The sequence below is a fragment of the Streptomyces sp. NPDC002018 genome, from assembly GCF_042890865.1.
Classification (GTDB): domain Bacteria; phylum Actinomycetota; class Actinomycetes; order Streptomycetales; family Streptomycetaceae; genus Streptomyces.
In genome coordinates, this window is record NZ_JBIASO010000015.1 from 1 (window position 1) to 25,331 (window position 25,331).

General features: G+C 70.7%; 16 protein-coding genes. 4 read left to right on the top strand and 12 right to left on the bottom strand.

Going from position 1 to position 25,331, the window contains the following annotated elements:
- Positions 1-245: 245 nt before the first annotated feature.
- The 4 genes from ACFYYH_RS23875 to ACFYYH_RS23890 all read right to left on the bottom strand — a co-directional run bounded on the left by ACFYYH_RS23875 (position 246) and on the right by ACFYYH_RS23890 (position 7,252).
- Positions 246-2,549, bottom strand: a complete 2,304-nt coding sequence (locus tag ACFYYH_RS23875) for an esterase-like activity of phytase family protein (protein WP_388554520.1) — start codon at positions 2,547-2,549, stop codon at positions 246-248.
- Positions 2,550-2,831: 282 nt separating this feature from the next.
- Positions 2,832-3,635, bottom strand: a complete 804-nt coding sequence (locus ACFYYH_RS23880; RefSeq protein ID WP_388554523.1) for a hypothetical protein — start codon at positions 3,633-3,635, stop codon at positions 2,832-2,834.
- A gap of 37 nt (positions 3,636-3,672) precedes the next feature.
- Positions 3,673-6,294 (bottom strand): Flp family type IVb pilin, encoded by a 2,622-nt coding sequence (locus tag ACFYYH_RS23885; protein ID WP_388554526.1) that lies wholly within the window; start codon positions 6,292-6,294, stop codon positions 3,673-3,675.
- 172 nt (positions 6,295-6,466) lie between these two features.
- Positions 6,467-7,252, bottom strand: coding sequence for a vWA domain-containing protein (locus ACFYYH_RS23890; protein ID WP_388554529.1), 786 nt, complete (start codon positions 7,250-7,252; stop codon positions 6,467-6,469).
- Between the two features lie 469 nt (positions 7,253-7,721).
- On the opposite strand from ACFYYH_RS23890, the gene ACFYYH_RS23895 reads away from it, so the two are divergent.
- From ACFYYH_RS23895 to ACFYYH_RS23905, 3 genes are all read left to right on the top strand, one after another.
- Positions 7,722-7,925, top strand: a complete 204-nt coding sequence (locus ACFYYH_RS23895) for a cold-shock protein (RefSeq protein ID WP_388554532.1) — start codon at positions 7,722-7,724, stop codon at positions 7,923-7,925.
- A gap of 308 nt (positions 7,926-8,233) precedes the next feature.
- On the top strand, positions 8,234-9,775 hold the full coding sequence (locus ACFYYH_RS23900; protein ID WP_388554535.1) for a DEAD/DEAH box helicase: 1,542 nt from the start codon (positions 8,234-8,236) through the stop codon (positions 9,773-9,775).
- A gap of 304 nt (positions 9,776-10,079) precedes the next feature.
- Entirely contained in the window at positions 10,080-10,409 is a 330-nt protein-coding gene (locus tag ACFYYH_RS23905) for an SCO5918 family protein (protein WP_388554537.1), read from the top strand.
- Positions 10,410-10,563: 154 nt separating this feature from the next.
- Here the strand turns inward: ACFYYH_RS23905 and ACFYYH_RS23910 are convergent, their stop codons facing one another.
- Positions 10,564-10,923 carry a hypothetical protein gene (locus ACFYYH_RS23910; RefSeq protein ID WP_388554540.1) on the bottom strand — a complete coding sequence of 120 codons (360 nt, stop codon included), beginning with the start codon at positions 10,921-10,923 and terminating at the stop codon, positions 10,564-10,566.
- A gap of 864 nt (positions 10,924-11,787) precedes the next feature.
- Here ACFYYH_RS23910 and ACFYYH_RS23915 point away from each other — a divergent pair.
- Positions 11,788-12,126 carry a MerR family transcriptional regulator gene (locus tag ACFYYH_RS23915; protein ID WP_388554543.1) on the top strand — a complete coding sequence of 113 codons (339 nt, stop codon included), beginning with the start codon at positions 11,788-11,790 and terminating at the stop codon, positions 12,124-12,126.
- Between the two features lie 123 nt (positions 12,127-12,249).
- On the opposite strand, the gene ACFYYH_RS23920 is transcribed toward ACFYYH_RS23915, so the two are convergent.
- The 7 genes from ACFYYH_RS23920 to ACFYYH_RS23950 all read right to left on the bottom strand — a co-directional run bounded on the left by ACFYYH_RS23920 (position 12,250) and on the right by ACFYYH_RS23950 (position 25,048).
- Complete coding sequence (locus ACFYYH_RS23920; protein WP_388554546.1) at positions 12,250-12,960, bottom strand: class F sortase; 711 nt, start codon at positions 12,958-12,960, stop codon at positions 12,250-12,252.
- Positions 12,961-13,098: 138 nt separating this feature from the next.
- A complete protein-coding gene (locus ACFYYH_RS23925; RefSeq protein WP_388554549.1) occupies positions 13,099-13,482 on the bottom strand; it encodes a hypothetical protein in 384 nt (127 codons plus the stop codon).
- Between the two features lie 214 nt (positions 13,483-13,696).
- Entirely contained in the window at positions 13,697-16,093 is a 2,397-nt protein-coding gene (locus ACFYYH_RS23930; RefSeq protein ID WP_388554552.1) for an ATP-binding protein, read from the bottom strand.
- Positions 16,080-16,826, bottom strand: coding sequence for a response regulator transcription factor (locus ACFYYH_RS23935; protein WP_388554865.1), 747 nt, complete (start codon positions 16,824-16,826; stop codon positions 16,080-16,082). The genes ACFYYH_RS23930 and ACFYYH_RS23935 overlap by 14 nt, the downstream gene beginning before the upstream one ends.
- Before the next feature lie 166 nt (positions 16,827-16,992).
- Positions 16,993-19,002, bottom strand: a complete 2,010-nt coding sequence (locus ACFYYH_RS23940) for a TerD family protein (protein ID WP_388554554.1) — start codon at positions 19,000-19,002, stop codon at positions 16,993-16,995.
- Between the two features lie 175 nt (positions 19,003-19,177).
- Entirely contained in the window at positions 19,178-20,233 is a 1,056-nt protein-coding gene (locus tag ACFYYH_RS23945) for a hypothetical protein (RefSeq protein WP_388554557.1), read from the bottom strand.
- 33 nt (positions 20,234-20,266) lie between these two features.
- Positions 20,267-25,048 carry a DUF6531 domain-containing protein gene (locus tag ACFYYH_RS23950; protein WP_388554559.1) on the bottom strand — a complete coding sequence of 1,594 codons (4,782 nt, stop codon included), beginning with the start codon at positions 25,046-25,048 and terminating at the stop codon, positions 20,267-20,269.
- Positions 25,049-25,331 lie beyond the last annotated feature (283 nt).

Sequence of the window (25,331 nt, forward strand, 5' to 3'; positions counted from 1 at the left end):
CAGGCCGTCACCGAACACCAGGCTGTCATCGAACACCGGGCCTTCACCGAGCACGAGGCCGTCACCGAGGTGTCGCCTCTGATCAGTCCGGCCCGGATCTGATCGGCGTTGTGCGAACGGCCGTTGCACGAACGGCCGTTGCACGAACGGCCGTTGCACGAACGGCCACCGGCGAATCGCCGGCGGCCGTTCGGGATTCCGTCGTCCGCGCCGGCGCCCATGAGCGCCGCGCGCGAAGCGGTGGATCAGCGGCGCCCGAAGATCTTCCTGCTGGAGCCGAGGTGCAGGAAGGCCGTCTCCCCGGTGGCGTTGTCCAGGCCGTCGTTGTCGGTCACGGCGTAGACCTCACCGTCGCCGGCCACGGTCAGCCCTTCGAGCTTCTCCTGGGTCCAGCCGTTCGTCGCGCGCAGATCGGGCAGCACGTCGTGGGCGAGCTTCTTCGGCAGCACGGGCAGCGCGCCCGCCGGCGCTGCGGACTTCGGCAGGTCGACCGTGTACACCCGCTTGAGCTTGGCGGCCGGGCCGTTCAGCTTGTCCCGCTCGATGACGGCGAGCTTGTCACCGACCACGGTGATCTCGGAGAGGCCGATCCAGTCGCCCGGGGTGGTGGTGCTGCCGAGCCGGTAGCCGTACCAGCTCCAGGTGCCGGCCGCGACGTCGTACCGGCCGAGCCGGACGATCCCGGCCGGGTCGGTCCTCACCTCACGTTGCAGCGTGGCCCAGACCACCTCGCGACCGCCGCGGTCGGTGGTCGCGGTGACCCCCTCGAAGCCCTGCCCCCCGAGGCCCGCGGCGACATCCGCGGGCAGGGGGACGACCTGCCGGGTGTACCCGGCGCCGTCGAGCAGGACCAGCTTGTTGTCCGTACCGGTCGCGCCCTCCACGGCGAGCCAGAAGCCGCCCTGCGGCCGGGCGTGAATGCCCTCGGCGTCGTAGCCGGCCGGCCGGCCGTCGGCTCCCTTGACGGTCAACGACCGCTTGACGACAGCCGGCTGCCGTGCCGCGTCGATGGTCAGGATCCTGGTGGTGGAGTACGCCGCGTCGGTGACGCTGTACAGCTCGTGCGGCCTGCCGGGTACGGCGGAGAGCGCGCCCAGCGCGCCCCAGCCGATCGGCGCGCCGGTGGAGTCCGCGGCCGAGACGACGCTCGGGAACGCGGGGGTGTCCCTGCCCAGGCGGAAGAGGCTCACCGAGGCCCGCACATTGGCCGAGGCGTCGTCCTCCTCGCTGGAGACCGCGAGCAGATCGCGTGACGGGATCGGCAGCAGCCCCTCGGGGCCGTTGGTGGTGGCGAGCACCTGGCGGAAGACCGGGGCGGTCGGCCGGCTCAGGTCGTAGACGGCGACGAAGTTGCTCCGCTCCGAGCCGACGAAGGCGTAGCGCACACCGTCGAACTCGGCGATCGCCAGGCCTTCCGGCTCGGTGCCCTTGTTCTCGGCCCGGTCCTCGTTGTGCAGCCCGTGGCGCACGGCGAGCGCCTCGAAGGTGTTGCCCGCGTCCCAGACGACCTTGCCGGTCCGGCTGTCGAAGACGGACCAGCCCCGGGTGCCGCCGCGCCAGTCGCCCTCGTTGGCGGTCGCCAGATAGCGGTCGTCGATCCAGCCGACCGAGTCGGGCTCGCGCGGTACGTCGGTGATCGAGCCGGTCAGGTCGATCGTGCCGTCCTCGACCGTGTCGATGCCGTCGACCGACGCCGTACCGGCGCTGAAGGCCTTGGTGATCCTGCCCGTCGGCAGATCCAGCAGGACGACGCCGTTGTTCTCCTGGAGGGTCACCACGAGCTGGTCGCGGCTGTTGATGGAGACGTACTCCGGCTCCGGGTCGGTCGGCTCGGTGATCCCGGCGGCGACGAGGGCGGGCAGCGCCCTGCCGTCCGGCAGGGTCAGCGGTACGGCCCGGGTACGCCACCGGCCCGGTGCGTCACCCTTGAGGTCGACAATCCGCACGGAGCCGGCCGGAAGCTGGGGCAGGTCGCCCTCCTCGCCTCCGGGCGGGGTCGCCTCCTCGTCGCGCTCGTTCTCGATCGCGATGGCGGCGTACCGCTTGTCCTTGCTGATCGCGATGGAGTCGGGCTGGCCACCGAGGTCATGGCTCGCCACCCGCCGGCGGTCGCGCAGCGAGATGATGTCGAGCCGGCCGGACGGTTCGGCGTTGCTGGCGCTGGTGTTCACCACCACCAGGACGTACCGGCCGACCACGGCCACCGAGGTCGGCTCGTCCTCGGCGTCGCCGAGTTCGGTCAGCGACAGGGTCCCGAGCCCTCGCGGACGATCGGGGCTGCTGATGTCGAGGAAGCCGATCCGCCGGGCCGCCGCGTCGGTGTAGACCAGGGTCCGGCCGTCCTCGCTGACCGCCGAGATCTCGGCGACGGTCGGGGAGGCCGGGTCCTCGCCGGCCGGCCGGTTCTGGAAGACCGGGTAGGTGGCGGTGCGGTCGAAGGCGACGGGCCGCCGCGACTCCTGGTGTGCGCTCGCCGCGCCCGTCCCGGCCAGCGTGCCGGCGGCGACAGCTATGGCTACGAGCGCGGCGTAGGTTCTCTTCGGGGGCATCGTTTCTCCGTTGCACGAGAGTGACGGAGCAAGATCGTCCCACCTGTGGGCGAGCACAGAACGGCGTCCGGGTGAACAGCCGACGAAGCCCACCGCCCCCGCCGCCCGGCTCCCGGCCACCGCCGCGCGCCCGGGGATGTACGGCGGCGGACGGCGGACAGGGCCGGGCCCGTTTGGTCGTAGCGGTACTCGGACCTACCGCCGTGCCGGTGTGGGCCGGCGGTGTGGGTCGGCAGTGTGGCCGACGGTGTGGGGCGACGGTCAGGCGGTGTGGGGCGGCCGTCAGGGGGTGTGCAGTGCGTCCATCGCCATCCCGCGTACGCGTTCGTCGCCGACGGCGATCATGTACTCGCCCAGTTGCCGTGCCTCCGGCGATGTGGAGCGGTGCAGAACGGTGACGGCGTGCACCATCGCCCGCGGGGACGGCGCGACATCCAGGACACGCATGGCGAGCCTCGCGGCGAGGGAGCCGTCGACGAGCGCGACCGCGCCCGCCAGATCGACGAGCTGGGTGGCGAGGTCGAACGCGGGACGCGCCCCGGCCCCGGCGGTCCCGGCGGCCCCCGCGGTCCCGGCCAGGGAACCGACTCCTCTGTCCACGGTCTCCGTGATGTCCGGGAGCAGTGCACGCACCGTCGGTTCGTCCATGAGATCGCCGAGCTGGTCCTCGAAGTACTCGGTGTCGGCGATCCTCACCACTGCCCGGAACGCCGCATCCCGCTGCGCGAGCGTTCCCTTCTCCTCCGCCATCTCCCTGCTGTCGCCCAGGGCCACCGCGAGTTGGGCGAAGGTGCTGTCCACCGAGAATTTCCGGTCGATGAGGATGTCGTACCAAGGGGTGAGCCTGCCGGACTCGGCCGCCCGGACCACCGCTCGGTACCCGGCCGGCTCCCCCCAGGTCGTCAGGGCCAGACAGGCGAGGAAGCGCTCCCGGTCAGGCGCCGAGGAGTCGTCCATGATCGCGACGAGCCCGGGAACCCGTTCCCGGTGTCCCGGGTGGTCGAGGCCTCCGTAGATGACCTCGTCCGTGTCGGACGTCGGCTGATCGTCGAAATCAGTGCCGAGCAACTGGTCGAACCGACTCACCGCCGGCCCCCCTTCCTTGACGTCCCCACGGCTCCCATCATCCCCCGATCGGCTTCCCGGCTCCCGGCCGGCTGATGTAGTCGTGCGGCACGACGCCCTTGATCAGCCACTCTTCGTCCCGGGTCGTGTTCCTCATGTCCTTCATCCGCTGGACGATCTTCGCCGTGTCCTTCCTGTTCAGCCCCAGCTTCTTTGCCTGGGCCTGAATTTGGGCGGGAGTGGCGTTCGGCGGAAGAGTGAGGTCGACGGGACGGCCCGCGATCCGGTTCGCGTCCTGCTGAATGGCGTCCTGCACCTGTTCGGGCGAGATGATCTCGACATCCTTGACCTTGCCCGACGCGATGTCCGCCTTCAGCCGGGGGAGGTCGATCTGGATGCTGTTGGACCCGAAGTCCTTGGCCGCGGCGCCTGCCCGGCTCAGTGACGTGTACGGGCTGTCCGACTTGGCGGGGTCGCGGCCCACGATGTGATCCACGATGGTCGCCTTGCCGTCCGGGTTCGCCGGGACGAGGTTGCCGTCCTTGTCGAGGTGCGACTTCCGCTGCCCCTTGCTGTTGTACTCCGACTCGAAGTCGTCGTCCTGCCGCGTCAGGTTCGGGCAGTCACCGAAGGCCGCCTCCATGGCGTCTTCGGCCTCTTGATAGGTGCCGTAGCCGGGGACGACGGCACTGCCGATCGCCTGGGCGGCATCGGCCGCGCCGCCCAGCCCGGCCGCGACGGTCGCCGCGGTGTCGCCGGGGCCGGCCGCCAGGGCGGCGGGTCCGGCGGGTCCGGCGGAGCCGGAGGACATCGCCATCGACGTCGACAGCGAGATGGTGCCGCCGGTCTTCGGGGAACTCGGGCTGTTGTTGCAGTCCTGCTTGGGCTTGGGTTCTTCGGGTTCGTCGGGCTGCTCCGGCAGCTCGGTGGGGCGTGGTCCTGGTTCCGTCGAGGGCTGGCCACCGGAGCTGGAACCGCCGGAGCTGGAACCGCCCGAGGAGCCACCGCTGTTGCCGCCGGTAGAGCCTCCGTTGCTGGAGCCGCCGGAGCTGGAACCGCCGCCGGAGGGCAGGCCACCGGAGCTGGAACCCCCGCCGGAAGCCAGACCACCTGAACTGGAACCACCACCGGAAGGCAGACCACCGGAGCTGGAACCTCCGCCGGAAGGCAGACCACCGGAGCTGGAACCTCCGCCGGAGGGGAGACCGCCAGAACTGGAACCACCGGAAGGCAGGCCGCCGATCAGACCGCCGTCGGAGCCGCCGCTGCTCCCGCCGGACGCGCCCCCGTTGCTGGAGCCGCCCGACGCTCCTCCATTGCTGGAACCGCCGTTGCTGGAGCCACCGCTGCTGCCTCCGGTGGAACCGCCGGAACTGGAGCCGCCGCTCGAACCGCCCGAGCTGGAGCCGCCACTCGAACCGCCGTCGGTACCGCCGCTGCTGCCCCCGGACGAACCACCCGTGCTGGAGCCGCCGCTCGAACCGCCGGAACTGGAACCGCCCGTCGACCCGCCGTCGGTACCACCGTCCGTACCACCGCTGTCGCCCCCGGACGAACCACCCGAGCTGGCACCACCGGACGAACCACCGGAGCTGGTTCCCCCGTTGTCCCCGCCTCCGTCGGTACCACCGCTGTCGCCCCCGGTGTTGCCTCCGGTCGACCCGCCGGAGCTGGAACCGCCGCTCGAACCACCGGAGGTGGTCCCGCCGTCGTCCCCGCCACCGTCCGTACCACCGCTGTCGCCCCCGGACGAACCGCCCGAGCTGGCACCGCCGGTCGAACCGCCGGTGCCGGTTCCCCCGTTGTCCCCGCCACCGTCAGTGCCGCCACTGGCACCGCCGGACGAGCCACCGTTGTCTCCGCCTCCGTCGGTTCCGCCGCTGCCTCCGCCGCTGCTCCCCCCGCTGTCGCCACCGGACGAACCGCCGGCACTGGCACCGCCGTTGTCTCCGCCTCCGGCGGTTGAGCCGCCGTTGCCCCCGCCGGTCGTGCCGCCAGTCCCGCCGCCCGTTCCGCCACCGGTCCCGCCGCCGCCCGGCCCGCAGGACGAGTCGACGATGTTGCAGACCGTGGTCTGGAGGCCGTCGGCCACGCGGCCGGACACGCCCCCGGTCACCAGGGCCAGGATGATCAACGCGACGAGCACGATCAGCCCCACGTACTCGACGGCCGCCTGACCTCGTTCGCGGCGCCGGAAGAAGGCGCGGGAGAGGGAGAACGGGGAGAACGCCTCGCGAAGGCGCGCGGTCCGTACCGGCACCCCGAACCACTTACGGCTCTCGGGCTGGGTGAGTAACGCCAGGATCAGCACCGGCAGCAGCAGTTGGGTGAGGCCCCGCCACGACCCGCCGGCGATATTGAACAGGCCCCCGAGAATCAGCCACATCTGTAAGGCGACCAGGCCGCCCCAGACGCGCCTGCCGCCCCTGGGGATGCGCCACACCAGTAACCAGCCCAGGATCCCCGGCGCGGCGGCATACAGCGCGAGGCCGAGGAGCCCGGGACTCATCAGCCGGGTGGAGATGGCCGAGCCGATCAGTCCGAGCCCGCCCACGACCGTGAACGCGAAGAGTACGTGCAGCAGGATGCGTACGACATTGAGCAAGGGCGGCAGTGTGTGCCGATCGCCGGCATGCTGCGTGGGGGTGCCGATGTGCGTGTGGAGACCGTACTCGGACATGGGCATCACCCAACGTTTGGTTTCCGCCTGCGGCTTGCCCCCGAAGGGCGCACCCTAGGACGGGACCCGGGCCCAGAGACAGGGCCCGTGGGCCCACTCCCGGACCCAACCGGAAGGCACGCACACCGCCGCGCGTGTCACACCGGGGGCGTACGGTCCCGGGACATGGCGATCAGACGGAGCCCCGGTCCTTGACGACGCCGACGGTGCGAGCGGCGGCGAGCCACTGCGGAAACTCCCTCAGCAACTGGTCGTAGAGGTCCCCGTCGGAAAGACCCTTCGGTGACGGTCCAGCGGCGAAGAACCCGGCGTTGTCGACCACGCGTCGGCCCGGCACCGGCAGCTCGTCGAGCTTGCGCAGAAAGCGGAACTCATCGTTTCCGAACCCGATGAACTGCCAGAAAATCGGGAGCTTCGCCGCCGTACACAGCACATGTTCCGCCGCGGCCCTGGACGTGGGGGAACCGTCGGTCTGGAAGACGACGAACGCCGGATCGTCCGCTCCGCAGGACTCGTAGTGGTCGATGACGGCCTGCATCGCGACGTGATAGTTGGTGCGCCCCATGTGCCCCATGGACTCGTGCAGCGGGTTGATCCGGTCCCGGTAGGCATCGAGGCTGATGTCGGCGGTCCCGTCGATGCCCGTGGAGAAGAAGACGACGGGCACCACTCCGTCGTCGTCGAGGTTGGCCGCCAGGGCGAGAGTCCGTTCCGCCAGGTGCTGCACGGAACCGTCGCGGTAGTACGGGCGCATACTCCCGGAACGGTCCAGGACCAGATACACGGCGGCACGCTGCCCACCGACATCGTGCTTGGCCAACGAGACCGCGGCGGTCTTGTAGAGGCTGACCAGCCCAGGAGCCCGAGCCGCGATCTTCTCCAGACTGATGGCGGCGGCGGGCGCCTTGAGCGGCTTGCGGTAGTCGACACCGGGGCGCTTGCGATAGTCGATGGCCATGCGCCGTGATTGTCCTCCGACCAACCGTCCCGTGTCGGGCATTTGACAACATCTGCGAGGAGAACATCCGCGAGGAGAGCTCCAGGCCGGCGGGCCGGGGCTTCGTTTCGCCCGGGGTGGTCGAGGGGAAGTGCGGCCCCCGCGGGCCCGGCGCCTTCGTAGAAACACTTCGTTCGGGGCGCGCCAATATCTGTGACCGCGGGATGAGAAATGAGCGCAAGGCGCAGTGAGGGTATCTCACACAACGGGCGGACCGAAATAACCGTCCATGCGGAACCGATCTCATCGTGCTACTGTCGATCTCAGTTGCAGTTGTGGTTCCCAAAACTTCAAGTGCCCTCACCCGTACATCCATGCGGGTGGGAGCGCTTTTGTATTTCCGGTCATTTTCCGGGTGGGGCAATCATCGCGGCGACGCGGAGTCCGCACAGTGCGGGTTTCGGCGAACTGCCCCAAAGGAGATAGTGACATGGCTGCTGGTACCGTGAAGTGGTTCAACGCGGAAAAGGGTTTCGGCTTCATCGAGCAGGAGGACGGCGGCGCTGACGTGTTCGCCCACTACTCGAACATCGCCGCCCAGGGCTTCCGCGAGCTGCTCGAAGGCCAGAAGGTGACCTTCGACATCGCACAGGGCCAGAAGGGCCCGACGGCCGAGAACATCGTTCCCGCCTGACGCTGACGCGTACTACGCAGCCGGGGCCCGCATCCTTGGGGGTGCGGGCCCCGGCTGTGCGTGTATTTCAGGGTGGCGCCGCTCCGCCGGGGAGTCCTTTCCCTGTGAGCACTCCCTGTGAGCATTCGGACGGCTTCCCTTTTCGGGTGGTCTCCCCCGCGCCATTCTTCAGTATCTGACTCGCGAACGAACACCTGCTTCCCGGTCAGATTTGTTTTCGCATTTCATTCGGCTCATTCTTGCAATTCCCTGTGCCGCTCATCGCTGCGGGAATTCCTTGATACGTGCCGCATCGAGGAAGGTTCCGTATGAACCGCACACGCACGAACGACCGCTTCGCCCGCACCCGTAAGGGCGGCGCCGGCTCCGGAAAGGGCGGCGGCCGCTTCGGCGCGCCGAGCGGCTTCGGTGCCCCGGCCCGTTCCGGCGCCCCGAGCCGCTCAGGTGCCCCGGGCCGCTCCGGTGCCCCCGGCCGGTCGGGTGGTTCCGGACGCCGCCCCGCCGCGGTGCAGGGGGAGTTCGCCCTCCCCGTGACGGTCACCCCCGCGCTGCCCGCCGTCGAGGCGTTCGCCGATCTCGACATGCCCGCGGAGTTGCTGGCCGCGCTGAACGCCGAAGGCATGACCGTACCGTTCCCGATCCAGGGCGCGACCCTGCCGAACACCCTCGCGGGCCGGGACGTCCTCGGACGCGGGCGGACCGGCTCCGGCAAGACGCTCGCCTTCGGTCTCGCGCTCCTCGCCCGTACGGCCGGACAGCGCGCCGAGCCGCGTCAGCCCCTGGCTCTGGTCCTCGTACCGACGCGCGAACTGGCCCAGCAGGTCACCGACGCCCTCACCCCGTACGCCCGCTCGGTGAAGCTCCGGCTGGCCACGGTGGTGGGCGGGATGTCGATCGGCAAGCAGGCCAACGCGCTGCGCGCACGGGCCGAGGTCGTCGTCGCGACCCCGGGCCGGCTCAAGGACCTCATCGAGCGCGGCGACTGCCGGCTGGACCGGGTCGCCATCACGGTCCTCGACGAGGCCGACCAGATGACCGACATGGGCTTCATGCCCCAGGTCACCGAACTCCTCGACCAGGTCCGCCCCGACGGACAGCGGATGCTGTTCTCGGCCACTCTGGACCGCAATGTCGATCTGCTGGTGCGCCGCTATCTGAACGACCCGGTCGTCCACTCCGTCGACCCGTCCGCGGGCGCGGTCACCAGGATGGAACACCACGTACTCCACGTCCACGGCGCCGACAAGCAGCGGACGACGACCGAGATCGCCGCTCGCGACGGCCGGGTGATCATGTTCCTCGACACCAAGCACGCCGTCGACCGGCTGACCGAGCACCTGTTGAACAGCGGTGTACGGGCAGCCGCCCTGCACGGTGGCAAGTCCCAGCCGCAGCGCACCCGGACCCTGGCGCAGTTCAAGACCGGGCATGTGACCGTGCTGGTGGCCACCAACGTGGCGGCGCGCGGCATCCACGTCGACAACCTGGACCTCGTCGTCAATGTGGACCCGCCCACCGACCACAAGGACTACCTCCACCGCGGTGGCCGTACCGCGCGGGCCGGCGAGTCCGGCAGTGTCGTCACGCTGGTCACCCCGAACCAGCGCCGCGACATGGTCCGCCTCATGGCGGACGCCGGGATCCGCCCGCAGACCACCCAGGTGCGCTCGGGTGAAGAGGTCCTGGGCCGTATCACCGGCGCCCGGACCCCGTCGGGCGTCCCGGTCGTCATCACCTCCCCGGTGGTCGCACGCCCCAGGCGCGGCACGACGGCCTCCCGGGGCCGGGGCCGCAGCGGTTCGGCGCGCGGGCGCGCGCCTCGCCGGTCCGCCTTCGACGCGGCGGCCTAGGCCCAGTTCAAGACCGTGGCCTGGGCCGAGCTCAAGGCCGTGGCCTGGGCCGAGCTCAAGGCCGTGGCCTGGGCCGAGTTCAGGACCGTGGCAAAGACCGTGGCAAAGACCGTGGCAAAGACCGTGGCAAAGGCGGGGGCGGGGGCCGGGCGGGCGATACGACGCCGATGGCCTCCGGCTCTGCCCGTCCCCGACGGACACGGTCGTACCCTCGGTGTCATCACCCCCCGCGCTGGTCCGCTCCCCGTCCCCGGTACGGACGGCCGCCCCTCTTCTCCTCCCCTGCTTCTCCCTGTGAGGCATCATGCGCTGTGTCATCGCCCGATTCCCGTTCGATCTGACCAAGAGCGGCGTGCTTGAGTCGATGAGGGCCGTCAAGCCCGAGCCGGTCGTGGGCGAGTCCGTGATCATCGGCCGCCGCCAGTACCCCGTCAAGCAGGTGGGCCAGGTCATCACCCGCCAGGACCGCCGCGACTTCAGCGCGGGCGAAGTCATCCGGGCCATGACGCTCCTCGGTTTCACCTGCCGCGGTCTTCCCGAGGCCGCCGCGCCCGCGCCCGCCGTCACCCCGCTCCAGAGGGCCTCCGCGATGCTGGGCGCCCGCCCGTCCGACCACGGACACGCCGCCGTCTGACCAAGGCGGGCGCGGGCCGGCCTCCGACCGCGCGCGAACACCGGGCCAGGACCGGACACCGGACCAGGACCGGAACAGTGATGAGGGCCCGACCGGCGCGCGCCGGTCGGGCCCTCATCGCGTGTCCTCGGATTCCCGTCGTGACGGTGGTCGTTCAGTGGTCGGAGTAGCTGAAATCGCCCATGGTCCAGGCGCTGACGTCGTCGATCGAGACGCGGTACATCCCTCCCGTCTCCGGGATCCCGACCGTGCCCTGAAGGATGCGGGCGACGTGGAAGTGGAGATGGGTGGGCGGCCCCTCCTTGCGCGTGGAGGCCGTGAAGACACCGGAGAACTCGCCCAGCCGGGCCGAATCCGTCAGGACCTCCGACACGCGCTGCCTCCACACGGCTTCGGGGGCCAGCCGCCCGGTGATGACCGTGCCACCGGTGACCACGGTCAAGGACATCTGATTGCTTTGCCCGGACTCCACCATGGCGGCGATGTCGACGAGCAGCTCGTCAGGTTTCGACATGAGAGCCGATTGTATTCACCAGTACACCCGGGCGGCTTCGGCGGTGGGGGCGACGGGGCGGGGTGAGGCCGGCGGTTGAGGGGGCGGGTGAGGGGGCCAGGATCCGGATCGGGGCGACGGACCGACGCCTGTGCTGTTCGTGGCGGATTGCCTCACCGTCGAGAACAAGAAAATCTACTCTCGCCGGAGTAGACATTGGATGGTCGCGTGGCTATGGTTTCTGTCGTAGCCAAGGTTCAAGGGCCCGGCAGAGACGAACTGCCGGGCAGCAGTACGGGTGGTACCAGCAGTACGAGCAGGACCAGCAGGACCAGCAGGGCGGTGGGACAGAGGGACTCTCGGTGAAGGCGCCGGGCCGCGGGCGCGCGCGCCGAGAGGTTGAAGGGGTTCGGCAGTGGGGTTCCAGAGCCGGAGCACACGCAGGAAGGGCGACGGGGCCGGCTGCCGGACGGTGTGGCGTTTTCCCAGGCCACCAGCAGTTCGCAGGACAAGCAACACCAGCAGAATCAGCAGTACAAGCAGTACAAGCAGTACAAGCAGGATGCAGTAGAGCAGTGCACAAGACGCAGTACCGCAGGAGCAGTTGAGCAACCTGTCGATCCAGAGGAACAACGGAGGAATCGGACGCCATCAGGATCGTCCGGGCGAGGAACATTCGGCCCGGATGCCGCAAGACCCCGGAATGGAAGGTGGTTCCCGGTCACGCATTCGCGATCCCCGCACTCCCGCCCTGCTCCAGGGCGAGGCCGCGGAAACAGAAGGTCGGCGCAGCACTAGGGCCGACAGATGGTGTTGAATTTCCTTCGGGGCCCTGGTGCCGTACGGCACCAGGGCCCCTCGACGCGTTCCCGAGAAGAGGTGCAGATGACAGCGGATGATTCGCTCGGCGGCCGACTGGACGACGATGACTACCCCGCCTACACGATGGGCCGGGCCGCCGAACTGCTCGGCACCACTCCCGGCTTCCTCCGCGCCATCGGAGAGGCGCGTCTGATCACCCCGCTCCGCTCCGAGGGCGGACATCGCCGCTACTCCCGCTATCAGTTGCGCATCGCGGCCCGTGCGCGGGAGCTCGTCGACCAGGGCACCCCGGTCGAGGCCGCTTGCCGCATCGTCATCCTCGAGGACCAGCTCGAAGAAGCTCAGCGCATCAACGCCGAGTTCCGCCGCGCCGCGGCCGCGCGGAACGACGGCTCCCACTGAACGGCCCCGGTCTCACTGACCTCGCTGACCTCGCTGGCCCCGCTGAACTCGCTGGCCTCACTCATCAGACTGACCTGACCGACCCGACCGCCCTGGTCGGCCTCGGTCCAGCGCCGCTTGGCCTCAGTCCAGCGCCGCGTAGACGATGAGGTTGTTCACCGGGTGCCCCTGGGCGTCGAAGTCTCCGTCGCAGGTGATCAGCCGCAGCGTGGGATCCTCGGTCGCGCCGTAGACCTTCTCGGTGGGGAAGGAATCCTTGCTGACGCTCTCGATGCCCGTCACGGTGAAGTGAGCCGACTCTCCCCGGTCGTTGGTGACGGTGATCTCCGCGCCCTTGGCGATCTTCTTGAGGTCGTGGAAGACGGCCTTGCCGAAGCGGGTGTCGTTGTGGCCGATGATGACGGCGGCACCGGCCTCACCGGGCACGGAACCTCCGGTGTACCAGCCGGCGGTCATGCCCTTCTCGGCCGGTGGGACCTCGACGGTCTCGTCCGCGTTGAGACCCAGCTCCATCAGGGAACTGGTGACCCCGATCGAGGGAATGGCGACCTCGGAGGGAGCGCCGGGCCGCTCGGCCTCCGCGGCGCCGGGCGAGGGGGTATCGGTATCGGGCGACGCGGTTTCGGGTGATGCGGTGCCGGGTGAAGGTGTGCCTGGCGGGAGGGTTCCGACGGCGGCAGGGGAGGCCGGGGCCGCTGGGTCGGGGGCGGACGAGCAGCCGGTGAGCAGGATGAGGGCCGCGGGTACGACGAGGGCGAAGCGGGCAGCCAGGCGGGGAAGGGCCGGCGGGGCAGCGAAGCGCCGTACCGGATACGGAGGGTGCGCAGGGGACACAGCGTGCTCCAAGAGCAGGGCGGGGTGAATACGCGGTGGCGCCGCCCGGCGAAGGGCGGCGCCACCGTTGTGCCGGGTCGACCGTTGTGCCGGGGGCCGGCCGGTCAAGCGTTGTGCCGGGTCGACGCTTGTGCCGGGTCAGCCGTCGCGTCGCTCGGCGGCGCGGCGCCGCAGTACGAACGTGCCGGCGCCCGCGAGCAGCAGCGCGCCGGTGACCGGGCCGACGAGGGTGGTGATGCCGGTGTTTCCGGCCGGGGCCTCGCCCGCGGCGACACCGCCCCGCGGGGCGGTGTCTGCGATGGCGGCGCGCTTGGCCGCCTCGGCCCTCCTGGCGGCCGTGGCCTTCGCGGCTTCGGCCCTCTTCCGGTCGGCGGTCTCGTCGGCGGTGGTCGGCCGTTGGGCCGCCGGTGCGGACGGCGCCGGGGTCCGGTCGGAGGCGACAGCCGCGGAGACCGGGGCGAGCATCGTGCCGGCCGCGACGGCGGTCAGGACAGCGAGACGCAGGCGGTGACGTCGGGACATGTGTGACTCCAGTTCCAGCCCGGCCGTGGTGATACCTGGATGCCGAGTCGCACCAGGTTCCGGGCAGGACTCCACACTGGCGACCGCTTATGAAGAAGCTGTCAGGACGTCATGGTCATCGCATCAGGGCCAAGCAGTGGTCGCTTCCAGGGCCGGGCAGTGGTCGCTTCGACGGCCTCGGTCGGCCCGGGTGGCTCAGGTCGTTCCCGGGCGCTCAGATCGTTCCGGGCGCCTTCGTCACCGTCACCGTCGTCGCCTCGACGCTGTCCGTCGCCGCCCGCTCCGTACCGCCGCCGGGCGCGGCGGGCAGCCGCAGGGTGAAGACCGAGCCCTGCCCCTCGGTGCTGACCACACTCGCCGTACCTCCGTGGGCCTCGGCCAGTTTCAGAACGATCGCCAGGCCGAGGCCGCTGCCGCCGGTGCTCCGGTTGCGGGACTTCTCCGCCCGCCAGAAGCGGTCGAACACGTGGGGGATGTCGTCCGCCGGGATACCGCTGCCGGTGTCGGCCACCTCCAGGACCACCACCTCGTCCCCGGCCGCCCGGTCCCCGGCCGCCCTGGCCCTGGCTGACCCGTCCCCGGCGGTCCCGTCCCCGGTCAGCGCGTCCCCGGAATCGGCAACGTATGAGCGCAGCGTCACCCTGCCACCGGGCGGAGTGTGACGTACCGCGTTGGAGACCAGGTTGCTGACGGCCTGGCGCAGCCGGACCGGGTCGGCGTGCAGTGTCGGCCGAAGGGCGCCGGGCGGCGGTCGAAGGCCGGCGGGCGGCGGCGCGGAGACCGCCAGTGTGACGCCCGCGGTCTCGGCCAGGCCCTGGTGTGCCGCGGCGACCTGGCCGAGGAGGTCGTCGACGTACACCGGCTCCAGGTGCAGGCGCAACGCTCCCACGTCGGCCGCCCCCAGGTCCTGGAGATCGTTGATGATGTGCTGGAGCTGCACCGCTTCCTCCAGGAGCGAGGAGACGAACGCCGGATCCGGCTCGGCCAGACCGTCCTGTGCCGCCTCCAGCCAGCCACGGATATTGCTCAGCGGGGTACGCAGCTCGTGCGCGACATCGCTGACCATCACCTTGCGCTGCTCCTCCAGCCGGGCCCGGTGTACGGCCATGTCGTTGAAGGCCGCCGCCAGCCGTCCGATCTCGTTGTCCGGGCCGACCGGTACGGGCGCCGAGTCCAGGCCGTCCCGCATCCGCTGCGCCGCGCCGGTGAGCGCGTGCAACGGGCGTACGAGCCGGGCTCCGGCGATCACCGAGGCTCCGACGGTGAGGGCGAGGACCAGGGCCGTGACCCCGACGATGCGCGCGGTGTTCGCCGGTGAGAGATCGAACCCGGGCACGCTGACGGCGCCGGGATCCTCGATGAACAGCAGGGCGGGCGCGGCGACATAGGCCGTGAGCTGTTCGCGGCGGGCGCTGCCGACGCAGGAGGCGATGGCCCGGTCGTACCCGCTGTCACGGGCTCCGGGCACACGGCCGCCGGGTGCGCCGACGCCGAGCCGGGCGGCCGCGGCCGCTTTCTCCGCAGCCGCTCGTGCCAGTTCCGCTCGTCTCCCGGCCACCTGGCGCTCGGCCGCCTGCCGTTCGACGGCCTGGCGCTCGGCGGCCTGGCGCTCGGCCTGGCGCTCGGCGGCCTCCTCCTTGCTGATGCCGGCCTCGGACGCGGGGCGTGCGACCGGCAGGCCGGTGTCCGCCGCGTCCTGCCCGTATCCCCGGTCCCAGGACAGATCCAGATTCAGCTTCACACCCGTGCGTCCCTGGCGCTTCAGACAGGCGTCGGCCAGTTGGTTGAGTGCGTGGAGGGCCTTCTTCTCGGTCGCGGTGGGAACGCCCGATGTGCCCGACTCGTGTGCCAGGCACCTCAGTTCCAGGGAGCCGTCGGTGCCGTTGCTCACGAAGTGGATACGGGGCCGGCCGCTCGGGCTCTCGACGACGTCCGCGGCGATGCCCACCTCGTTGAGGCACGCCACGCTCTCGGCAGTGGCCTGACGCAGGGCGGCACGTTCCTTCGCGGGCAGCAGGAACGGCCCCACAGCGCGCGGATCGACACGGTCCGCGCCCGCGAGGGTGGCGTCGGGCACCAGCACGGTGTCCACGGACAGCGGATCGACGACCGCCGAGGCCTGCGCCGGCAGCGGGGCGGCGGACGAGGTCCCGGAGGCGGAACCGGAGCCCGAACCGGAGGCGGAACCGGAGGAAGAGCCGACCGAGGAGCCGCGGGAGGAGGAACCGTTCGAAGAGCCACGGGAGAAGGCGCCCGAGGCCCCGGAAGAGCCGCCGGCCGAGTCCCGTGAGGAGTCGAACAGCAGCCGCCGGTCCTCGGTGGTCAGCGCGATCCGGCGCTGGGACTGCCGGGCCAGTTCCCGTACGGTGTCGCCGACGCCCTCCCAGCCGGGGTGGGTGGCCGCGTAACCCAGCAGCGTGTTGTAGATCTTGGCATCGGAACTGAGGTTCTGCCCCTGCTGCTGACGGATCGCGCCGGAGGTCGTCTGCACCGCGAGCCAGGCGGTGGCGGCGACGGAACACGAGGCCACCAGCACCGATACGGTCAGCAGCCGGCCGAGCAGGCTCTTGCGGAGCGGGAGCCGCACCCGCTGCCTGTCAGGACGGCGCATGGCGTGTGTTCTTCGCGGGGTCCGTCAGTTTGTAGCCGACGCCGAAGACGGTGAGCAGCCGGGCCGGCCGCCGCGGGGCGCGCTCGATCTTCTTGCGCAGATGCATGATGTGTACGTCGACGGTGCGGTCGCCGATGTACTTGTCGAAGCCGTGCAGCTCCTCCAGGAGCCGCTGTCTGGTGAAGACCCGGTCGGGCTCCGTCGCCATCGCGGCGAGGATACGGAACTCCCCGGGCGTGCACACGACCGGTGTCCCCCCGACCGACACCTCGTGCCGGGCCGGATCGACCCTGAGAGTGCCCACCGACAGCACCTCGTCCTCGACGGCGGCGGGCGCGGGACCGGGCGCGGGGCCGGAGGCAGGGCCAGGGCCGCCGGAACGCCGGTTGCGGCGCAGCAGCGTACGGACCCGGGCCATCAGCTCACGAGGGCTGAACGGCTTGGTCATATAGTCGTCGGCGCCGAGATCCAGGCCGAGCAGCAGATCGTCCTCGGTACTGCGGGCCGTCAGCATCAGCACCGGCACCTCCCGGCGCTCGGCCCGCAGGATCCGCACCACGTCGAGGCCGTCCGCCCGGGGCATCATCACATCGAGGACGAGCAGGTCGGGCTCCCTGTGCCGGACCTCCTCAAGAGCGGCACGGCCGTCCTCGACGACCGTGACCGTGTGCCCCTCGTGCTCCAGATAGCGGCGCACCAGTTCGGCCTGCTTCACGTCGTCTTCGGCGACCATGATGTTTGCGCACACGCCGACGATCGTAGCGAGCGCGAAGCCGGGGGCGGAGGCCACCGACTCGGCCCGTGCGGGAGGGGCCCGGCGCGGGAAGCACCGGGCCCTCCGTCGCACACCGTCCGTCAGCCCGCCAACCCGCTATCCCGCTATCCCGTCCGTCAGCCCGCTAACCCGCCTGGGCGGCAACGGCCGGGCGGCGTGGCGCCGGGGAGCGTTCGAGCTGGGTGACGACGCGGGAGTAGAAGTGATCGACGGCGTCGTCCACGCTGCGGATGAATCCGGATTCCGTGTTGCCGCGGGTGCTGCCCATGCCCTTGAAGAGGGACAGGCGGAAGCCGGTGATGGGGGTGTCGTCCTTGGGAAGGAGATCGGCGGGTTCGGGACGCAGACGTTCCAGGGTGCCGCGCGGGCCGCTGCCCGGACCCTCGCCGAGGGTCTCGATGTGAAGGTCCGCGGGCGCCTCGGCGAGTTGCCGGACGAGTCGTTTGACCCAGGTGAGCGGGTAGCCCTGCTCGGGCGCGGGAATCTCGACGGAGGTGCGGAGCCTGCCGGTACGCAGATCGGCCGCGATGGCCAGGATGCCGGGTGTGCCGTCGACACGGAGTTCGGCATGGAGGCGGCCGTCGTCGCAGAGCCTGTCGGCGAGGACGGCTCTGCGTGCGTGGGCGTCGGCTCCGCGGCGGGTGCGCTGTACGGGCAGGACCTTCAGGCCGAGTTCACCGCCCAGGCGGAGGCAGACCTGGCGGATGAGGCGCTCCCAGCTCTCGACGACCTCGACGGCACGGCGGTCGCCCTGGCAGAGGGTCTCGTTGTCGATGCCGTTGCGTACGGGCACCCAGGCGGGGCCCATGTTCTGGAAACCGTGGCAGCCGGAGTTCTCGTGCTGGAGGTAGTGCAGGAGTTCATGCAGCAACCAGGCGTGGGCGGCGTTGCCGACCCCCTCGTGGCGGATCAGCATCTGCGCCTGGTGTGTCACCTCGGCCCAGGACAGGTGCCACAGGGCGACCTTGTGCTTGCGCCGTCCGTCGGTCTTGACCTCGACGAGGGAACGGCCTTCCAGCGCCACGTCGTTGGACAGTGTGATCACCGCCTCGTAACCGCGCCGCGCGGCGATGTCCATATAGGCCTGGACCTGATCGTCCTTGAGCTGGTTGCCGTTGGTCTTCGTCTCCACGAGAGCGGTCCACAACTTGCCGGCCCGCTCGACGCGGATCACCGCGTCCGGTCGCTTGGGCGTGTCCCCGTGGGGCAGCGAGACCTCGGTGAACGTCTCCATCCGGCCGGCCGGAGCGCCGAACGCGGCGGTGAGCCTGCGTCCGAACTCCGGCACCTGAGCCATCACCGACAGCAGCACGGATGTGGCCCTCATCTCGCGCTCACGGTCGCTCTTGAGTGACGGGGCGGGGAAGAGTCTCGCTTGCCGCCATGCCTCGTTCTCGGCGAGGGACTTCTTGGCGGTTCTCGGCAGGATCACCTTCTTCTTCGCCGTACGCGGGCGCCGCGTGGGAGCCGCGGTGGCGGTGGCTTCCGGCAGCGCCGCCTGCGCGGGCACCGTAACCGGCGGCTCGGCGGCCGGAGCTTCCACCGCCGCCGCCACGGGCTCCGCCGCCGCTTCCGCCTCCTCGGAGCTGTCGTCGTCGACATCGATACCGAAGTCCGTCGCCAGGCCCGCCAGCCCGGATTCGTAACCCTGCCCGATCGCGCGGAACTTCCACTCCCCCGCCCGGCGGTAGAGCTCACCGAAGAGGAACGCCGTCTCCGGCCCCGCGTCGCCGATGGCGAACCCGAGCAGTCGCTCACCGCCCCGGTCGGCGATCGCCACGCGCAGATCGTCCAGGTCGCCGAACCGAGCGCCTCCGTACCTGCTGGCCGCGATCACTATCCGCTCCACGGCCGGCGGGATCGCGGTCAGGTCGAGGCTGATCCGGTCCTCGCTGCCGTTGTCGGTCGGCGTCTTGCCGAGGAGGTGCACGCTTCCGTCGGCGGCGGCCGGATTGTTGTAGAAGAAGAAGTCCGCATCGCTGCGCACCTTCCCCTCCGCGTCCAGCAGCAGCACGGAGACGTCCGCGTCCCCGTCCCCCGCCGCGCTGCTCCACGACAGACTCACGACCACCGAGGCCGAGTCCTCACTCAGTGCCGCCAATCCGATATTGGCGCCCTTGACCATCTCGTGCATGTGACCCCCCAGTCGCTTGTGTGACGCTGACCACAGGCGTCAACACAAACCGCACCTTAGCGCCCGGAGGGCATGTTTCGGGTGCTGATCCGACGAACGGGGCTTCCCCCACTCCTGCCGGGAGACAACCCGGGAGACAGCCCGGGAGACAACGGGGACTGTGCGGCGCGTGTGGTCACTGGAAGTTGAGACGGTGGGGGTGTGAGGGGTCCACCGGGCAGGTGAAGACGCGCATCAGGCCGCGCCCGACGTACACGCCGGTCGGATCGTTCGCCCTCCTGGCTCCCATGGTCTCCCGGTCCTCCAGCGGCACCCAGCTCAATGAGCCGCCGTCCCATTCGCGGTCGCTGACGGTCAGCAGAGGACGCATGGGGGAGCCGCAGGAGCAGTCGACCCGGGCGGGGCCGGTGAGGCCCCAGGAGGCGAAGCCGCCGACCTTCCAGCCGGGCGGGATGGACAGGTCGCCCTGATACGAGAGTTCGTACTCCTCACCTGCCGCGTACTCCGTCTCGTCCTCCGCCTCCTCCTCCGCCTCATCCTCCGCCGCGTCGAGCAGTTCCTCCTCCCACGCCTCGATCTCCTGCCGCAACTCCTCGCTCAGCAACTCGATGTCCTCGTGCTCGACCACCTGTTCCGGATCGAGAACACACGGTTCCGGCACACATTCCGCCCGGCCCACCACCACCGGCTCCGGAATGTCCGTGAGGATTTCCCTCACATCCTCCGAACGCCGCCATTTCAGTACCACGTCCATCGTCCGGTCCGGTCCGTGCGCCTCGAACGGACACCACAGGACCTGAAGCAGGTCGTATCCGCTCGGGCCGGTCAGATCCGGAACATCCCGGGTGAACAACTGGACGGCTGCGAGCAGCGGGATGGGGTCGGTGTCCCGCAATTCCGGTGCGTGCAGACCGGCTTCCCGCAGGCCGTCGAGGATCTCGCGCTCCTCGTCCGAGGGGCCCCGCCGCGGATCCCGCCGCCATGCCTCGTCCAGGGTCCGGCGCCGTAGCCGTACGTCGCTCAGCAGATGCCCTCGGCCCTTCTCGTGGACGGCGCGGCACACGGGCCACGGCTCATCCGCGGGCCACAGGAACGGCCCGGCCACCGAGCTCTCGTGGGGCTCGGCAAAGCCTTTTCGGGGGTGCAGACGGGTGCCCGTCCGGCGATATCCGGAGAGCTCCGGAAACAGAGCTTCGATATCGACCGGCCGCTCGGGCGTGGTGCGCGTCATGCTCATCCTCCACTTGCTGATGCGACGCGGATGCTACACGGGGCGTCCGGTTCTCACACCGGCCGCGGGATTCTCCAGGCTATGGGTGAGAGTGAAGTCGCGATTGCCGAAGGCGGTGTATTCGAGCCTGATGGGAATCGGGTTCGTGCCCTCGTAGACGGGCTTGATGACGTACTGCACGATCTCGCCGGCGTCCACCGCGTCGAAGATCTTCTGCTCGACCTCGTCCCGCTGCCGTGGGGAGTTGGTGGGATTGTTGGTCTGCGTCACGAGGTTGTGGTGGGCGTTGCGTCCCTTGCCCGCTCCGCCCAGCCGGTCCGCGAGCAGGTGCCCGCGCGCTTCGTTGAAGGCGTCGCCGTCGCCTCGCCATCCCGGTGGCCACAGCTTGCCGGCCGGCGTCCCGGTGCGCAGCATCTCGGGGCGCAACTGGGCGTAGACACCGGTGGGGCGCCCGAGGTGGTCGAGCCGCCCGTAGCGGATACTGCCGTCCCAGGTGTAGGCGTCCAGCTTGCAGGCCTTGGGAGCCAGACCGAGCGGGTCGGTCCAGGCCCACGGGTTGGGCACATAGGTCCAGGGGTTGGGGGCGGGGGCCAGCCCCAGGGGGTCAGGACTCGTGTAGCGCGCTGTCGCGGGGTCGTAGTGGCGGAAGAAGTTGTGGTGCAGCCCGGTCTCCGGGTCCGCGTACTGGCCCGGGAACCGCAGCGGTGTGTAGGCGGTGGCTCCGGCGCGCCAGGCAGTGGTGCCCCAGCAGCCGGACCGGGCGCTCCAGGCCGTGTCGCCCGTCTCGGACACGAGCTCGGTGGGCGTTCCGACCAGGTCCGTGACGATGGCGAAGAACCGGGAGTCGGCCTCGTCGGAGCCCAGGTGTCTGCGTTCGTACTGGGACAGCGGGCGATGCCCTTCGTACTCCCAGGTGAGAACCGTGCCGGTCGCGGAGTCGGACTGTTCCACCAGCCGCGTGCCGTCCCAGGTGAAGAGGACCGCCTCGACGACCTGCCGGCCGTCCGCCGCCAGGCGGTACTTGGCCGTCCGGCGTCCCAACGGGTCGTAGGAGTAGCGCCACACCGTGCCGTCCGGCGTGGTGCAGGTCTCCAGGCGGTCCTCGGCGTCGTACGTGTAGGTCCAGGCGTCCGGTTTCCGCGACAGCCGTGTGCGGCGGCGCTGGGAGACCCGGCCCGCGGCGTCGTACGCGTAGTGGACCGAACCGGCCGAGACGAGCTGCCCCCCGTCGTAGGCGCGGGCCCCGCAGGCCTCGGCCCGACCGCTCTCCTCGGGCCACTCAGCGAGGAGCTGGTTGCCCGCCGCGTCGTACGCGTAGCTCTCCGCCCAGTCGGGGGCCGTGACGGCCAGGGGGCGGCCGACCGGGTCCAGGGATATGTGCTTCTCGTGGCGGGTGCCGGCCGTCAGGTCCGCCATCGTGACGGGGTGGTGGTCGGCCCGGTAGCCGTACTCCCGGGCCCGCACGGCGAGGCCGTCGGCGGTCAGCGACTGGGTGACGGGGCGGCCGAGGCTGTCCCGGACCGTCGCGAGGGCCACCGGGGCGCCGGCCGTGCCCCAGGACCGGGACAGTTCGCGCCCGAGGATGTCGTGGGTGAAGGAGAGCGCGTGGCCGTCGGTGGTCACGGACACCCGGTCGCCCTCCCTGCTGTACGCCAGCCTGCTGACCGCGCCGGTGGGCGTGGTGCGGGAGACACGGCGGCCGAGAAGGTCGTACGTGTACCGGCTCGTGCGGCCGTCGACGGTCTCCGCCACCAGCCGGCCGAGCGCGTCCCGTTCCATGGCGAGCGTGGAGGTGGCGGAGACCGCCCCGAGGAGTTGGCCGCCGGGGGTGTAGCTGTAGCGGGTGACGGCCCCGTCCGCGCTCTGGGCGGCCAGCCGGTCCATGGCGTCCCAGGAGTAGGTGACGGTCCGGCCGAGCGCGTTCGTACGGGAGGCCAGGCGACCGGCGGGGTCGTACGCGTAGTGGTTCTCCCGGCCGTCGAAGTCGGCCTCGGTGGTGAGCCGGCCCGCGCGGTCGTAGGTGTAGTCCCAGGTCTGCCCGAGGGGGTTGATCACCTGGACGAGACGGAGTTCGGTGTCGTAGCGCATCTCGTGACGGGCCCCGTCGGCGGCGGTGCGCGCGACCGGCTTGTCGAAGGGTCCGTACTCGGTCGTCGTCACCCCGCCGATGGGGTCGGTGTGGGCGAGGCAGTTCCCCTCGCCGTCCCAGGTCCAGGACTCCCGGGTGCCGTCGGGGGCGGTCCGGGCCAGCAGCCGGTCGTCGACGTCCCACTCGAAACGCTCGGCACCGCCCGCGGCGTCCTGGATGAGCGTGGGGCGGCCCTGATGGTCGCGCTCCACCCGGGTGCCGGCGGACCGGGCCCCGGTGATCTCCAGGGGCAAGCCGGCCCGGTCGCCACGGACGCGGGTGACGGAACCCAGCGCGTCCGTGATGCTCGCGACCGCTCCGGTCCGGTCGTGGGTGAAACGGGTGACCGCCCCGTCGGGGGACCTCGTGCTGGTGCAGTTGCCCAGTTCGTCGAAGCTCTGCCGCCATACGGCGCCGTCCGCGTCCGTGATCTCGACCGGCAGAGCCAGCGCGTTGTAACGGGCGGTGGCGACGGCGCCGTCCGGGAACCGGACGGCGGTGAGGTTCCCCGCCTCGTCCCAGGTCAGCTCCGTGGTGTGGCCGAGCGGGTCGGTACGGGTGAGCGGCCGGTCGTAGGCGTCCCAGGTGTGGAAGGTGGTGTTGCCCAGGGGGTCCGTCTCGGCCACGACCTGGAGGTGGTCGTTGAGCTGGAGAACGGTGGTGGCGTCCAGGGAATCGGTGTAGCGGGTGATGTGCTGTCCGGTCTCCGGGTGCACGCCGTACGCGAAGGTGGAGGAGAGACAGCCGTCGGGGCCGATGGTCCGTACGACACGGCCGTCGGAATCGTAGACGTACCGGAACGTCGACAGATTCCGGTCGGTCCATGAGGTGATACGGCCGTCCCCGTCATAGGTGAAGCGCATCGGCGGCCCGGCGGCGCCGGACAGCTCCGTGAGGTCGCCGACGTCGTCGTAGCCGTAGGTGAGCACGGTGACCGGGCCGTCGGCCGAGCGCAGGACGAGCGAGGTGACCCGGGACGCGTCGGCGGTGAGCTGGACCGTGTACCCGCCGGTGTGCGTCACCGTCGTCGGCGCGCCGTCGGGACGGCGGGCGAATCCCACACGGTTGTCGTTGCGGTCGCTCAGCTCGCTGAGCCAGAAGGCGGGAGAGGAGCGGTACGGACTGCCGGTGAACGAACGCGTCGTGCCGGCGCGGGGATCGAGCACGCGATACGTGGTCTCGTCCCCGTCCTGGCCACCGTGGACAAGCGGCAGACGGTCGCCCTCCAGGGGCAGGACCGTTTCGCCGTCCGGCAGCGGCAGCCGGGGGTAGACGAGGAGCGAGCCGTCCTCGCGGGCCCAGACCGCGCCGCCTCCGGCCGGGTCGAGTTCGATGCGCTCGTCGAGGGTCGAGGCCCAACTGCGGCCGAACCAGTGGCCGTAGCGGTACTCGGACGCATGGGTGCGGCGCAGCACGAGCGGGAGCACCCCGGGCAGGGACAGATCGGTCTGCGGCAGCAGCATCTCCCCGGTGGCCACGTCGACCGGGTCGTTCTTGCAGACGGTGCTGTCGAGGGGGACGCTGTTGCGGCGGGCGTCGGCCCTCGCGTCCTGAACGGAGTTCGGCCTCGTCCGGGTGTCCTGCTCGGGGCGCCTCCCGTACGGGAGCCCCGATCGGAGACCGCCGCCGTCGGCGTCCCTGGCACGTTCCCTCGCGAGGCGGGCGCGGATGTCGTCGTCGTTGTTCCTGTGGTCGGTGGATATCTGCTTGACGGCCTTGGGCAGCGTCTCGCCGACATGATCACCCATCGTCCTGACGGCCTTCTCCAGCGCGTCCATGGCCTTGTCCGCCACCGGATCGATGACCTCCGCGATGCTGTCGCGGCCGCGCGTACGGCCATGCGCCGTCCTGGCCTTCGACAGCTTGCCCGCGGTCCTGCCGCGCATACTCACGCTGACACCGCTGAGCTGCGTCGACGCGAAGTCGTGCTCGGCGTGCTCGATATGGAAACCCGGGCCGGACCCGCCGCCACCCCTTCCCGCCCCGCCCGCTCCACCGGCGCCACCGCCGGCCGACGCGAGGTGCATGGCGTCCTTCGAGCCCTGCACACCCTCCGCGAAGCCGTCCGCGCCCGCCCGCCGGGCCTGATCGAGGTCCACACCGCTCTGCACTCCCATGGCGGTCGCGCCGAGTTGAACGACCAGGTCGGCGGCGAGATTCTCCAGGGCGGCCACCGCCGGCTCCGTCATCGCGGAGACGAGGTAACCCACCGCCTCCTCCGCGCCCTCCTTGATCAGCCGCCGCACGACCTCCTGCGTCGCCCGGATCGCGGCCGCCCCGAACAACGCCGACAGCCCCCCGGTCACCGGGATCAGCGACAGCGCGATGCCCGCCTCGGCCGCCAGATAGCCGAGCTGGACGACCGCGGCGCCCTTCATCACCTCGACCGCCGTGGCCGCCGCGTCCAGCCCACCGCCGATGGTCCGCGCCGCCGACGCGATGTCCTTGATGTGCTGGTCCTTGACCTTCCCCCAGTGCCCGTTCAGAGCGTCGAGAGCCTCCCCGTGACCGGACGAGACAAGACGCTGCACATGATTGTTCGCGAGCTGTCCGTCATCCTCCAGATCCTCCGCGAACTCACGCAGCGCGTCCGCCATCTCCCGGTAGGCGTCCTCGTCGACGTTCGGCCAGGACACCCCGATCAGATCCAGCAGAACGTCCGCCCACTCCGGCACCGTGACAGCCATGACCCCAACCCCCCGTACACGCACAGACGTTCGCTGAACGCTCGTTTACTCCATGCTTGTGCGAACAGAGTCTGACATGTGCTCACCATCCGGGGCCGAGGGCATTTTCGGACGGCGCCTTCGGCCGTTGCGCCCGCACGCCGCACACGCATGCCGCACACGCTCCTGGGGCGCCGTTGATCCGTACGCTCGGGGCAGGTGCCGGGTCTTGTCACCGAGGGGCGGAATAGCCGCAGGTCGGCATGGGGTTCTTGTGCTGACCGCTCGGGAGAGCATCGCGTGG